Below are 14311 nucleotides of genomic sequence, written 5' to 3'. Positions count from 1 at the left end.
ATGATTTTCTTCTTTTAAACTGCTTCAAATAATTACATACGCTCAGGAACTTCAATTCCTAACAAACTAAATGCAGAAGCAATAACATCACCCACCTTTTTAGATAGCGCTACGCGGAAACTTTTCTCTTCTGCTGTATCTGCTCCTAATATCGAAACCTGCTGATAGAATGAGTTGAATTCTTTTACCAGATCATAGGTGTAATTTGCAATCAATGCCGGACTTTGATTTTCTGCTGCTAACTGAACCGTTTCAGGATACAGCGCAACTTGCTTAATCAACTCTTTTTCTTTAGGATGCAGTTCTTTATGCGGAACGTTTACAGGCACACCCGTTTCTGCTGCTTTTCTCAAAATAGATTGAATACGCGCATACGTGTATTGAATAAACGGCCCCGTATTTCCCTGAAAATCTACAGACTCTTCAGGATTGAACAGAATGCGTTTTTTAGGGTCCACTTTAAGAATGTAATATTTCAACGCTCCAAGCCCAATGACCTTATAAAGCTCCTGTTTTTCTGCTTCGCTATACCCATCAAGTTTCCCCAGTTCTTTAGCGATGTTTCCGGCAGTTGTTGCCATCTCTTCAACAAGATCATCAGCATCAACTACGGTCCCCTCACGACTTTTCATTTTTCCACTAGGTAAGTCTACCATCCCATAACTCAGGTGATACAGATTTTCTGCCCAGTCGTAGCCTAGTTTTTTCAGTATTAAAAACAAGACTTTAAAATGATAATCTTGCTCATTTCCTACGGTATAAATCATTCCTCCTACATCAGGATGATCTTTCACACGCTGAATCGCGGTACCAATGTCCTGAGTCATATAAACGGCTGTACCATCGCTGCGTAAAACAATCTTTTCATCAAGTCCGTCTGCCGTTAGATCACACCAAACCGAACCGTCTTCTTTTCTGTAAAAAACACCTTTTCTAAGGCCTTCTTCAATATTATCTTTTCCTAATAAATAGGTATTGCTCTCGTAATAATAACTGTCAAAATCAACACCCAGACTTTTATAAGTTTGTTCAAATCCCTCATAAACCCAGCCATTCATTTTCTCCCAAAGTGCTACTACTTCTGCATTACCAGCTTCCCATTTGCGCAACATATCCTGAGCTTCCAACATCAACGGAGCTTCTTTTTCTGCTTCTTCTTTGGTTTTCCCCTGTGCAACTAAATACGATTGCTCTTCTTTGTAGGCTTTATCAAATTTCACATAGTAGTTTCCTACCAGCTTATCACCTTTCAATCCGGTAGACTCCGGAGTTTCACCATCACCAAATTTCTGCCAAGCTAACATGCTTTTACAAATATGAATCCCGCGATCGTTAATGATTTGAGTTTTGTATACTTTCTTTCCGGAAGCTTTTAAAATCTCAGCAACCGAATACCCTAATAAATTATTACGCACATGTCCTAAATGCAGAGGCTTATTAGTATTAGGCGAAGAATATTCAACCATCACAGCTTTACCAGACGCTGCTTCGTGGCCAAAGTTTTCTTGGGTACGAATACTTTCAAAAAAATCAAGATAAAAAGAATCTGCAATCACCAGATTTAAAAAACCTTTAACCACATTAAAATCTGAAATTTCAGCGAGGTTCTCTTTCACATAAGCTCCAATTTGCTCTCCTATTACAGCAGGATTACCTTTGGCAACGCGTAGAATCGGAAAAACAACAACAGTAAGATCACCTTCAAAATCCTTCCGGGTAGGTTGAGTCTCAACGCTTTCTAATTCGGCATTAAAAATACGTTGCACCGCATCTTTTACGGCTTGTGTAAGTTTATCTGATAAATTCATGAGTGCTTTTTCTGAAGGCGCAAAGATACGTAAAACGTAACGTTGACAAAGCTAAAATACCACAGAGGCTTCAAAATTGATCTTTGATAAAAAGTTTATCTTTAAAAGAAAAAAATGCTGCTCAATGTCTCATACAATAATCCTGAAGTTAAACGGAAAATAGACACCGAGGTTGGCCCGCCTTTTACCATACGAGAACGCCTGAAAATGAAAGGCATTGGTTCTTCTAAACTCAGTATTACCAGCACAAGTGTAGAAATTCACAACTTACTTATTCTAGACAGCTACATCAATACCTGTAATATAGAAATGCGTCCTGAGGGAATCATTATAGGTTTTAGATCGCTTCTGGAATCGTATGCGCTGATTATTCCCTACTATAAATTAAGCCTTTATAAAGGTAAAGCCGAAGAGTATAGCATTTACCGGGATCATTATTTTATAAAAATACGTGCAAAAGCAAACGATAAATCAACTCATAAATTCATTAAAAAGATAATGGATTATAAAGCTGAAAATCTACCATTAGGCCCCGAAGATCTTTAATTGCGTTTATAAAAACTCGCGATCAATGCAACTACACCAATACCGATTAAAAGTAAAGATTATGTTGAGAGTCCTTCTTTTGCACTAACGCTAAGACCGGAAAAGTCTACAACTTTTTGCGGAACAAAAGCCTGATATATACCCAAACCTATTAAAACCACTCCTACTACGAGAGTTATGGTACGCATTGTTTTATTCATAGTATTTCAACTTTTAAAAGGGATAAGTTAATCCTTTAGTATTTGTTTTACCTAAAAAATCTTTCAAATGGCTATCTTTAGAGAAAAGCGTTATGAAAATATTATTAACCGGAGCTAACGGGTATATCGGTATGCGACTGCTTCCTCTTCTTTTGGAGCAGCGACACGAAGTTATTTGCGCCGTCAGAGACTCTAAGCGACTTTCGGTAAGTCCTAAAATACGAGAGAAAATACAGGTCGTAGAAATTGATTTTCTTGCGGATCCCGACACTTCTAAGCTTCCTAAGGATCTGGATGCTGCGTATTACCTCATCCACTCCATGACTTCTTCGACTTCAGATTTTGATGAGAAAGAAGAACTTTCCGCTAAAAATTTTAATACATATCTCGCGGAAACCAATTGCAAACAGGTTATTTATTTAAGCGGCATTGTCAATGAAGAGAATTTAAGCAAACACTTAAGTTCCCGTAAAAAAGTGGAAGACACACTCTACAAAGGAAGATTTAATCTTACCGTTTTAAGAGCTGCAATTATAGTAGGTTCTGGTAGTTCTTCTTTTGAAATCATAAGAGATTTATGCGAAAAATTACCCGTTATGATCACACCAAAATGGGTAAAAACAAGTTGTCAACCTATTGCGATACGTAATGTTTTGCAATACCTAAGCGGCGTTTTAGGAAATGAAAAATGCTATAACGAATCTTTTGATATAGGCGGCCCAGACATATTATCCTATAAACAAATGATGTTACTGTATGCAAAAGTACGCGAACTTTCGCTCACGATTATAGATGTCCCGGTGATGACACCTAAAGTTTCTTCTTACTGGTTGTATTTTGTAACTTCCACGAGCTATAAACTGGCTTTGAATTTGGTAGACAGTATGCGTATTGAGGTTATAAGCAAAGACACGCGCTTGCAAAAAATGCTTCAGGTAAAGCCCATAAATTACATGGATGCGATACGTCTGGCTTTTGAGAAAATTGAACAAAATCAGGTCGTTTCTAGCTGGAAAGATTCTATGGTGAGTGGTCGGTTTAGAAAAGATCTCAACCATTATATCAAAGTACCGGAATATGGCTGTCTTAAAGACAGGCAATCCATAAAATTGGAAAACCCGGAGCAGGCGCTCAAAAACATCTGGTCAATCGGCGGCAAACGCGGCTGGTATTACGCAAATACGCTGTGGAAAATTCGTGGATTTCTAGACAAAGTTGCTGGCGGTGTAGGCCTCAGACGTGGCCGTACACATGACAACGAATTGTACGAAGGAGATTCTCTTGATTTCTGGCGTGTATTACTGGCGGATAAAGAAGAAAAAAGATTGCTTCTTTTCGCTGAAATGAAAGTACCCGGAGAAGCCTGGCTAGACTGGGAAATAGATGACAACAATATATTACATCAGACAGCAACTTTTAGACCTCGAGGGCTTTGGGGACGATTGTATTGGTTTAGTATGTTGCCCTTTCATTATTTTATTTTCGGCGGAATGATACGCAATATTTCGAGTTACCAACCAAAAGAAAAAAAGCTATTAAATACCTAAAGTTTATAAATAAAAACCTTCTACTTTTTTCTTCCGGAGTGCTCCTATTGAGCATCTCTGCACTGTTTTATGCCTTTACCGCCGAAAGTTACCAGCTTATTGAAACACTTTCAATAGGGGTTAGAGAATGGTTTGGTCAGTTTTATTTGGTCCTCGGTCTTCTTTCGGTTGTGCTTCTTGTTGTCGTTGCCTTTTCAAAATGGGGAACCTATAAATTGGGTAAAATTGATGAAAAACCAGCTTTCTCTAACATTGCTTGGATTTCGATGCTGTATAGCGCAGGTATGGGCGCGGGCATCTTATTGCGAGCGGTACAAGAACCCGTTTTTATGCAACAAAACCCTCCAATTCAAAACAATGTTTCTACAGAAATCAAAGCACTAGAATTTACTTTTTATCAATGGGGTTTTACAGCTTGGGCATTTTATGCACTTTTTGCACTCGCAATAGGCACGGTAGCTTTTAAGTACGGGAGGCCATTAATTACAAGCAGCTCTGTTTTTGATACCAAAAAATATTCTACAAAAAGTAGATTTAAAAATCTTGGAATTGCGCTGACAGACCTATTAACCATTCTTACAACAGTTTTTGGTCTAGTAGCTGCGGTAGCTCTTGGCTCTAGTCAAATAAAAGGTGGTCTGGATCATTTATTGGGGCTGACTTTAAATGCAAATTACAGTATTGCGCTGATACTCTTTATTGGCTTTTTGGCGTTACTTTCCGCATTAAGTGGAGTAGAAAAAGGAATAAAAATAATATCCACTGCAAATATTTACCTGACACTTGCCTTACTGATTTTTGTATTTCTACAAACAGATATGCTTTTAATACTGAAGCAATATGCTCATGCATTGTATAGGTATCTTATAGACTTTATACCTATGAGCTTAGCGCTGGGAGCTTTTGATCCCGGTAAAAAATTCCTTACTGACTGGACCTATTATTATTGGGCGTTTTGGTTGGCTTGGGCTCCCTTCACCGGATTATTCATTGCCCGAATCTCAAGAGGAAGAACTATCAGAGAGATTATACTTGGAGTTTTACTTATACCCTCTCTGGGCAGTTTCTTTTGGTTTACCGTTTTTGGGCAATCTGCTTTTGAAATGATTAATGCCGCAGGAGAATACAAAGGGGAATTTGACAATGTTTTTACTTCGCTATTTATATTTCTTTCTCACTATCCTGCTCAAAGTATTGTAAACACAATTGTTGTGATTTTATTAGTAAGCTTTTTAGTTACATCTCTAGATTCGGCGATTTTGGTTTTGAGCATGTTTACTTCAAAAAATACTGACACCCCTTCTAAAAAACATCGAATAGTCTGGAGCACATTACTTACAATTTGTGCAATTGGAATAGTGCTGCTAAGTTTTGCCAAAAAAGATGAAGATGTTTTGAGCGCTGTTCAAAAGCTTTTAATCATTACATCTCTACCACTAAGTTTCTTTATGATCGTGATGAGTTTTAAATGGATTCAAAATCTCAATAAAAAAGAATGCTAATTGGCTTTAGGGAGAAAAATCTCCGCCATCATACAACGGGCACTTCCACCACCACAGGTTTCGATGGTTTCCAGATCACTGCTTAAAATATCACAGTATTTAGTAATAGCTTCTATCTGGTTTTCTTTTAAAGCATTGTGTGCGCTGGCACTCATTACTAAATACTTTTTTCCAGCATTATTTTTTACCTGAAGCATATTACCTGCAAACTGATGCATTTGCTTTTCTGAAATTGCTATCACTTCTTTGCCTGATTCTTTCAACTGTTTAACAACAAGTTTACGCTCCTTCTTATCATCTATACTTTCCAGACAAATTACCGCAAACTCCTCTGCAATACACATCATCACATTGGTGTGATAAATAGGCAAACGTTTACTTGCTACAGACTGATATGCTGTAAAAATCACCGGTAGGTACCCAAAGTCTTCGCAAAATTCAACAAACAAATCTTCATCTGCACGAGCCGAAAGTGCGCAGTACGCTTTTTCATTTTCCCTATCTAAAATAATACTCCCAGTTCCTTCTAAGAAGACACCTTCCTCCTCTGCCTCAGTATAATCAACAACATTTTTGATTTCAAAACCAGAATCTTCAAGCAACTCAAAGAACTCGTTCCTGCGCTCTCTCCTTCGGTTTTCGGCATACATAGGGTAGACTGCAACATCTCCATTTGCGTGAGTACTCACCCAATTATTAGGAAAAATTGAATCTGGTGTATCCAGTTCTTTTTTATCCTGAAGTACCAAAACTCCAACACCAGCAGCTTTTAATTTATCTACAAACGCATCAAATTCTTGCTGAGCCTTAAGGTTAATTTCCTCATTTTTTAAGGAAACATCTTCCTGAAAATAATTATTTACAGCGGTTTGCTCATTCATTCTAAATGCAGCAGGGCGCACCATCAATACAGTATCTGTAACTTGTTTCATAGGGATTCTTTGAGATTGAATAAAAAGAGAAATTCCGGAATATTAAAATGGAATGATTACTCACGTACAAGAGGCAGCGTACTGCAACGCAATAAACCTTCTTGCTTTGAGATTTCAGCATAAGGCACTTCCTCAACTGTAATCCCTTTGCTGCGTAACCAAGTATTCAATCGCGTGAAATTCCTTTCGGAAATGACTACTTCAGGCGATATAGAGAAGACATTAGAATTCATACTAAACATTTCTTCTGAGGTGATCTCAAAAATGTTTTCAGGCCCAAAGTGATCTACAAGCCATTGATACTCTTTCTCTTCAAGAAATCCGTTTTTGTGCAGAATAGCATATTTTTCTCCTACCGGCTGAAAACAGCAGTCTAAGTGCAAAGCATTCTCATAAGGATTTGTATTTGATTTTCTCAAGTTGAAAGATTTCACCTGCTTCTCAGGAAATGTCTCCTGAAGATACTTTACAGCCAACATATTCGTTCGTGCAATTATATAATCTGCATAATCAGGACCGCGATAAACACCTACAAAAATATAATCTCCTAAAGGCATCACATCACCACCTTCTATATGTGCTTCTTCTGGAAATCTTATGATTTTTTCTGGATCAATCTGAGTTAGTACATGTTCAATAGCTTCTATTTCCTGCTCGCGATCTGGTAAAATATTTGCTTTTATAAAAACATCATCTATTACAAAACCAATGTCTCTTGTAAAAATCTGGTTATAATTATCGATCAGTTTAGGTCTAAAAACCTGAACACCGTATTTATTAAAAACTTCCTCAACAGCTTCCATCTCTTGAATCATATCCTCTTCTTTAGGATAAGTATTCGCTTTGATGTGTAATAAAGATTTAGGATCATAAGCCTCTTCTACAGCAGGAATACCACCGTTTGTTTTTGCTGTTCCTAGAATCACAGAGCGAAGTCGAGACGTCTCATCGTTAATATTCAGCTTTATCATAAAATTGAAGTTGTCGCAAATATAAAAACATAAAGCGGGTTTTTGAACTATTGCCAAAAACCCGCTTCATTATTTAAAATCTTTAGGATTTCTATCGTTCTTCCATAGGTTTAAAGGCTCTCAAAGTCTCACCAATATAAACTTGACGAGGTCTTCCTATAGGCTCTTTACGTAAACGCATTTCACGCCACTGAGCAATCCATCCCGGCACGCGCCCCATCGCAAACATCACAGTAAACATTTCAACAGGAATACCTAATGCTCTGTAAATAATACCTGAATAAAAATCTACGTTAGGATATAATTTACGTTTAACAAAATAATCGTCTTCTAAAGCTTCTTTTTCTAGTCCTTTAGCAATAGCTAAAACTTCATCTTCTACACCTAGCTGTTCTAAAACTTCATCCGCAGCTTTTTTAATGATTTTAGCACGAGGATCAAAATTCTTATAAACTCTATGACCAAAGCCCATTAAACGGAAAGGATCTTCTTTATCTTTTGCCTTAGCCATATATTTTTTAGTATCACCACCATCCGCTTTAATGGCTTCAAGCATTTCGATCACCGCTTGATTAGCGCCACCGTGAAGTGGCCCCCATAATGCAGAAATACCAGCAGATATTGAAGCAAACAGTCCGGCGTGAGAAGAACCAACAATTCGTACAGTTGAAGTAGAACAGTTTTGCTCATGATCAGCGTGTAAGATTAAAAGCTTATCAATAGCATCTATAATAGCTTTATCAACTTTATACTCACTGTTAGGCTTCGAGAACATCATCTTATGTAAATTCTGCACATAATCTAAACTGTCATCACCATAATCAAGAGGCTTGCTCATTTTTGTACGCATAGTCCAAGCTACAAGAACCGGAAACTTACCTAAAAGTTTAACAATGGCTGCATACATATCTTCTTCAGAATCTACATTTACTGCATCTGGATTAAATGCTGTTAATGCAGAGGTTAAAGATGCTAACACTCCCATTGGATGAGCAGATTTAGGAAAACCATTTAAGATCTTCTTAACATCCTCATCAACGTGATTCTCTTCTTTTATATCATTATGAAATTTAGTCAACTGCTCTTCTGTAGGCAATTCACCAAATATTAAAAGATAAACAACTTCTAAAAATGAAGCTTTCTCAGCTAAATCTTCAATAGAATACCCTCTATACCTCAAAATTCCTTCCTCACCATTCAAGAAAGTTATAGCACTCTCACAACTACCCGTATTTTTAAAACCAGGGTCAATTGTGGTAATTCCACCTGTTACAGCTCGTAAACTGGCGATATCGATTGCACTTTCATTTTCAGTACCTGTAATTATAGGAAATTCGTAGGATTTCTCACCTATTATTAATTTAGCATTATCTGCCATTTTTCAAATATGTTTTAGCTGATTATCAAAATTTTCAAGAGTTGCTAAATTACGAAATACAAAGGAATTTATAAAGGAATTAGGGCTTTAGCAAGGTTAAAAAAATACAAATAAAAAAGGGGTGCATACCTAGCAGCATGTCACCCCTCACCCAACTTCAAAATTTAGATATCTTTATTTGGACAAAAAGAGCGATACGTACTTGATTCAGAATCGCTCTTTCACCCAACTTCAAATTTTTAAATCTGTTAAATTAGATTTTGTCAGGTTAACTATCTAATTTGAAGCGTGGTAAAAACCTTTTTTATCTTGAAGCTAAATTAATAGTTTTTTTCTTACTAATAATAAATAAAAGAAACAATTTAAGCACTTAATCGTTAAAATATTACATTTTAATGTTATTATACAAGTAAAAACATTTCGAAATTAAAATAGATTTTATCTAAATTTTACTCAATAAAAAAAGGCATTGAAAACAATGCCTTTTTCATTAAAACTACCGAAGTTAATTATTTTATTTTAAAAGCCTTAAGCTTAGGAAAATAAGCAACAGTACCTAATTCTTCTTCAATACGAAGCAGTTGATTGTATTTTGCCATACGATCACTACGTGAAGCAGAACCTGTTTTGATCTGTCCTGTATTTAATGCTACAGCTAAATCTGCAATAGTATTATCTTCTGTTTCTCCAGAACGGTGAGACATAACAGAAGTATAACCTGCATTATGCGCCATATTCACAGCAGCAATAGTTTCAGTCAATGTACCTATCTGATTTACTTTAATCAAAATTGAATTAGCTATACCATTTTCGATACCTCTTGAAAGGCGCTCTACATTAGTAACAAATAAATCATCTCCTACTAATTGTACTTTATCGCCAATCTTTTCAGTTAATGATTTCCAACCATCCCAGTCATTCTCATCCATACCATCCTCAATTGAAATAATTGGGTATTTACCTGCTAATTCAGCTAAATAAGAAGCCTGCTCTTCACTAGTTCTAACCACACCTTTATCACCCTCAAACTTGGTGTAATCATATTTACCGTCTACGTAAAATTCTGCTGCTGCACAGTCTAAGGCGATCATTACTTCATCACCAAACTTATATCCTGCATTTTCAACAGCTTTTTGAATGCTTTCAATAGCATCTTCAGTACCATCTAATGTTGGTGCAAAACCACCTTCATCACCTACAGCTGTACTCAAACCGCGATCGTGAAGTACTTTTTTAAGATTGTGAAAAATTTCAGTACCCATTTTCATAGCGTGAGTAAAATCTTCAGCTTTTACAGGCATAATCATAAATTCCTGAAAAGCGATAGGAGCATCACTATGAGAACCTCCATTAATGATATTCATCATTGGTACCGGAAGTGTATTTGCACTTACACCGCCTACATAGCGATATAATGGCATATTCAATTCATTTGCTGCTGCTTTAGCAACCGCTAAAGAAACACCTAAAATTGCATTTGCCCCTAGCTTAGATTTATTTGGAGTACCATCTAAATCAATCATAGTTTGATCGATTAGATTTTGTTCAAAAACAGAAACTCCTAAAAGTTCTTGAGCTATAACCGCATTTACATTTTCTACAGCTTTTAAAACTCCTTTACCCATATAATCAGAACCACCATCACGCAATTCAACAGCTTCATGCTCACCAGTTGATGCTCCAGAAGGAACCGCAGCTCTTCCTAAAACACCGTTTTCGGTTAAAACATCTACTTCAACTGTGGGATTTCCACGAGAATCCAAAATTTGACGTGCGTGGATATTGATAATTATACTCATTTTTATTAAAAATTGATTAGTTCATTTAGCTCCCGCAATATAAGGAATACTTGACTATTTATAAGGAAGCTATGCCCCTTTTGGATTATTTTAATGATTATTTAAAACGCATCTACCCTTCTACTAAATCATGGAAAGGAATTCAACAAAATGATTAAAACACATTAGAATTAGTATAAAAAAATCCCGACTACTTGTCGGGATTTTATATTTATACAGTTTCTATAGTCATACGCTGCACAAACTCATCAAACAAGTATGTAGCGTCGTTTGGTCCGGGACCAGCTTCTGGGTGATACTGAACAGAAAAACAGTTTTTATTTTTCATTTTCAGCCCCATTACAGTCTGATCATTAAGATGTTTATGGGTTACCTCAATATTAGGATTCTGAATTGCTTCTTCATAATTTACAGCAAAACCATGGTTCTGAGAAGTTATCTCTCCTTTGCCTGTACCGTGGTTTAAAACAGGGTGATTGATACCTCTATGGCCGTGATGCATTTTAAAAGTACTTATTCCATTTGCCAAAGCGATAATTTGATGTCCTAGACATATACCGAATAATGGTATATCTGCATCTAATATTTGCTTTGCTGTTTCAATAACTCCGTGTAGAGGTTCTGGATCACCAGGGCCATTAGATAAAAAGAAACCATCAGGGTTCCAAGCTTTCATTTCTTCAAAAGAAGCATTATAAGGGAATACTTTGATATACATATCGCGCTTAGCCATATTGCGTAAAATATTCTTCTTAATACCAAGATCTATCGCTGCTACTTTATAACTAGCATTTTCGTCTCCGAAATAATACGGTTCTTTGGTGGAAACCTTTGAGGCTAACTCAAGACCGTGCATATTAGGCACAGACGCTAATTGTTCTTTAAGCGATTCAATATTATCAACGTCTGTTGAAATTACAGCATTCATAGCACCATTGTCTCTTATATATGAAACAAGGGCGCGGGTGTCAACATCTGAAATTACAAATAATTTATTCTTATTAAGAAAATCTTCTAAAGACTCGTCTACACGAATTCTTGAATAATTATAACTGAAGTTTTTACAAATCAGTCCTGAAATTTTTACGGTATCAGATTCTGTCTCTTCGTTATTACCTCCATAGTTACCTATGTGAGCGTTTGTAGTCACCATAAGCTGACCAAAATAAGAAGGATCTGTAAATATTTCTTGATAACCGGTCATACCGGTATTAAAACAAACTTCTCCAAAAGCAGTTCCTTCTTTATTACCCACAGATTTTCCGTAGAATATTGTTCCATCAGCTAAAAGTAAAATTGCTTTTCTATTGGTTTGGTATTTCATAAGGCAGATTCTATAACTTATAATTTGTTGCAAAAATAATTATAAAAAAAAGGATAAGCCCTAGGGCTTATCCTTTTTTTGAAAGTTAAAAAATAAATATATTTTTATTCTTCTTCGTCATTAGCTTTTACCTCTTTAGCAGGAGCTTCAGTTGTTGCAGCTGCAGGAGCTTTTTTACCTGCTCTACGAGTTGATTTTTTCTTCGTTTTACCTAAGTTATAAATCTCGTTATAATCAACCAATTCAATCATTGCCATATCAGCATTATCTCCTAGACGATTTCCTAATTTGATAATTCTAGTATAACCTCCTGGACGGTCACCTACTTTTACAGCAACATCTCTAAAGAGTTCTGCAACTGCATCTTTTTGACGCAATTTACTCATCACAATACGACGATTGTGAGTAGTGTCTTCTTTAGACTTTGTAACTAAAGGCTCAACAAACTGTTTAAGAGCTTTTGCTTTTGCAACAGTTGTATTAATACGTTTGTGTTCAATTAATGAACAAGCCATATTAGCCAACATAGATTTTCTATGTGCTGTCTGACGTCCTAAATGATTATTCTTTTTTCCGTGTCTCATGACATTTTAAAATTTAACATCCATCTTGCTCAACCCTTTTTGAGGAGCAAATTATGAAGTATTACTAGTCTTTATCTAATTTATATTTTGATAGATCCATTCCGAAATTCAAACCTTTTACATTTACAAGCTCTTCAAGCTCTGTAAGAGATTTTTTACCAAAGTTACGGAACTTCATCAAATCGTTTTTATTGTAAGAAACTAAGTCTCCTAAAGTTTCTACTTCTGCAGCTTTAAGACAGTTAAGAGCACGAACCGAAAGATCCATGTCAACTAATTTTGTCTTAAGCAACTGACGCATGTGCAATGACTCTTCATCATATGTTTCAGTCTGAGCAATTTCATCAGCCTCAAGGGTGATACGCTCATCAGAAAACAACATAAAGTGGTGAATCAAAGTTTTTGCAGCTTCAGTTAAAGCATCCTTAGGGTGAATAGAACCATCAGTGATGATTTCAAAAACTAATTTTTCATAATCAGTTTTTTGTTCAACACGATAGTTTTCTATACTATACTTTACGTTCTTAATTGGAGTATAAATTGAATCTGTAAAAATAGTACCGACAGGTGCATTTTGCTTTTTGTTCTCTTCCGCAGGAACATAACCACGACCTTTTTCTACCGTGATCTCCATATTGATATTAACTTTCTTCTCCATATTGGCAATTACCAAGTCTGGATTAAGAATTTGGAAACCAGAAATAAATTTCTGAAAATCTCCAGCAGTTAATTGTTCTTTATCAGAAACCGAAATAGTTACAGTTTCATTATCAATCTCATCAATTTGTCTTTTAAAACGAACTTGTTTAAGATTAAGAATGATCTCTGTAAAGTCTTCTACAACTCCTGCAATAGTTGAAAACTCATGGTCAACTCCTTCAACGCGTACCGAAGTAATTGCAAACCCTTCTAACGAAGAAAGCAAAACTCTACGTAACGCGTTACCCACAGTTAAACCGTAACCTGGCTCTAAAGGTCTGAATTCAAACTTACCTTCAAAGTCAGTAGAGTCAATCATTATGACCTTATCAGGCTTCTGGAAATTTAGTAATGCCATATTATGTTTTCTAAGAGTTGTTATTATTATTTAGAGTACAATTCTACAATGAACTGCTCATTGATATTTTCTGGAATCTGAATACGCTCTGGTATAGAAACGAAAGTACCTTGTTTTGAATCGTTGTTCCAAGTAATCCACTCATAAACGTGACTTGCATTTGCAAGAGAATCTTGGATCGCAGTTAAAGATTTAGATTTTTCACGTACAGCAACAACATCTCCAGGCTTAATTTGATAAGATGGGATATTCACTAATTCACCATTAACAGTGATATGTCTGTGTGAAACAAATTGACGAGCTGCTCTTCTTGATGGAGCAATACCCATTCTAAAAACAACGTTATCCAAACGAGACTCACAAAGTTGTAATAATACAACCCCAGTAATTCCAGTAGCACGTGTTGCTTTTTCAAACATATTACGGAATTGATTTTCTAAAATCCCATAAGTGTATTTTGCTTTTTGCTTCTCTTGAAGCTGTATAGCATATTCAGACTTTTTACCACGACGTCTGTTGTTTCCGTGTTGACCAGGAGGATAGTTTCTTTTTTCAAAAGATTTGTCATCTCCAAAAATCGCTTCACCAAATTTACGGGCGATTTTAGTCTTAGGACCGGTATATCTTGCCATTATAATGTTTATTAGTGGGGTGATTAAGGAA

The 14311-nt window shown here is 36.1% G+C and carries 13 protein-coding genes; 3 read left to right on the top strand and 10 right to left on the bottom strand.

What is annotated here, in order from left to right:
• Nucleotides 1–32: 32 nt before the first annotated feature.
• Nucleotides 33–1808, bottom strand: a complete 1776-nt coding sequence (argS, locus tag DSM02_RS17520) for an arginine--tRNA ligase (protein ID WP_128766802.1) — start codon at nucleotides 1806–1808, stop codon at nucleotides 33–35.
• Between the two features lie 114 nt (nucleotides 1809–1922).
• Here argS and DSM02_RS17515 point away from each other — a divergent pair, with 114 nt between their 5' ends.
• A complete protein-coding gene (locus DSM02_RS17515; RefSeq protein WP_128766801.1) occupies nucleotides 1923–2354 on the top strand; it encodes a hypothetical protein in 432 nt (143 codons plus the stop codon).
• Between the two features lie 59 nt (nucleotides 2355–2413).
• Here DSM02_RS17515 and DSM02_RS20440 read toward each other — a convergent pair whose 3' ends face one another.
• Nucleotides 2414–2554: a hypothetical protein gene (locus DSM02_RS20440; protein WP_164918337.1), complete on the bottom strand. Its 141-nt coding sequence runs from the start codon at nucleotides 2552–2554 to the stop codon at nucleotides 2414–2416.
• A gap of 92 nt (nucleotides 2555–2646) precedes the next feature.
• Here DSM02_RS20440 and DSM02_RS17510 point away from each other — a divergent pair, with 92 nt between their 5' ends.
• Both DSM02_RS17510 and DSM02_RS17505 read left to right on the top strand, forming a co-directional pair.
• Nucleotides 2647–4101, top strand: a complete 1455-nt coding sequence (locus tag DSM02_RS17510) for an SDR family oxidoreductase (RefSeq protein WP_128766800.1) — start codon at nucleotides 2647–2649, stop codon at nucleotides 4099–4101.
• Between the two features lie 38 nt (nucleotides 4102–4139).
• Nucleotides 4140–5603, top strand: a complete 1464-nt coding sequence (locus DSM02_RS17505; RefSeq protein ID WP_128766799.1) for a BCCT family transporter — start codon at nucleotides 4140–4142, stop codon at nucleotides 5601–5603.
• Here the strand turns inward: DSM02_RS17505 and ctlX are convergent.
• From ctlX to rpsD, 8 genes are all read right to left on the bottom strand, one after another.
• Nucleotides 5600–6535 carry a citrulline utilization hydrolase CtlX gene (gene ctlX, locus DSM02_RS17500; RefSeq protein ID WP_128766798.1) on the bottom strand — a complete coding sequence of 312 codons (936 nt, stop codon included), beginning with the start codon at nucleotides 6533–6535 and terminating at the stop codon, nucleotides 5600–5602. The genes DSM02_RS17505 and ctlX overlap by 4 nt on opposite strands.
• A gap of 56 nt (nucleotides 6536–6591) precedes the next feature.
• Nucleotides 6592–7506 carry a dimethylarginine dimethylaminohydrolase family protein gene (locus DSM02_RS17495; protein ID WP_128766797.1) on the bottom strand — a complete coding sequence of 305 codons (915 nt, stop codon included), beginning with the start codon at nucleotides 7504–7506 and terminating at the stop codon, nucleotides 6592–6594.
• A gap of 91 nt (nucleotides 7507–7597) precedes the next feature.
• Complete coding sequence (locus DSM02_RS17490) at nucleotides 7598–8884, bottom strand: citrate synthase (RefSeq protein WP_128766796.1); 1287 nt, start codon at nucleotides 8882–8884, stop codon at nucleotides 7598–7600.
• Between the two features lie 509 nt (nucleotides 8885–9393).
• Nucleotides 9394–10683, bottom strand: coding sequence for a phosphopyruvate hydratase (gene eno / locus DSM02_RS17485; protein WP_128766795.1), 1290 nt, complete (start codon nucleotides 10681–10683; stop codon nucleotides 9394–9396).
• A 211-nt stretch (nucleotides 10684–10894) separates the two neighbouring features.
• A complete protein-coding gene (carA, locus tag DSM02_RS17480; RefSeq protein WP_128766794.1) occupies nucleotides 10895–12007 on the bottom strand; it encodes a glutamine-hydrolyzing carbamoyl-phosphate synthase small subunit in 1113 nt (370 codons plus the stop codon).
• Between the two features lie 104 nt (nucleotides 12008–12111).
• On the bottom strand, nucleotides 12112–12591 hold the full coding sequence (gene rplQ, locus DSM02_RS17475) for a 50S ribosomal protein L17 (protein WP_128766793.1): 480 nt from the start codon (nucleotides 12589–12591) through the stop codon (nucleotides 12112–12114).
• Between the two features lie 64 nt (nucleotides 12592–12655).
• Nucleotides 12656–13648 (bottom strand): DNA-directed RNA polymerase subunit alpha, encoded by a 993-nt coding sequence (locus DSM02_RS17470; protein WP_072984068.1) that lies wholly within the window; start codon nucleotides 13646–13648, stop codon nucleotides 12656–12658.
• A gap of 26 nt (nucleotides 13649–13674) precedes the next feature.
• Nucleotides 13675–14280: a 30S ribosomal protein S4 gene (rpsD, locus tag DSM02_RS17465; RefSeq protein WP_128762265.1), complete on the bottom strand. Its 606-nt coding sequence runs from the start codon at nucleotides 14278–14280 to the stop codon at nucleotides 13675–13677.
• Nucleotides 14281–14311: the final 31 nt, after the last annotated feature.

Origin of the sequence: Leeuwenhoekiella polynyae (assembly GCF_004104075.1) — a bacterium.
In the GTDB taxonomy this organism is placed as follows: Bacteria; Bacteroidota; Bacteroidia; order Flavobacteriales; family Flavobacteriaceae; genus Leeuwenhoekiella; species Leeuwenhoekiella polynyae.
This window is presented reverse-complemented; position numbering and strand designations above follow the sequence as displayed.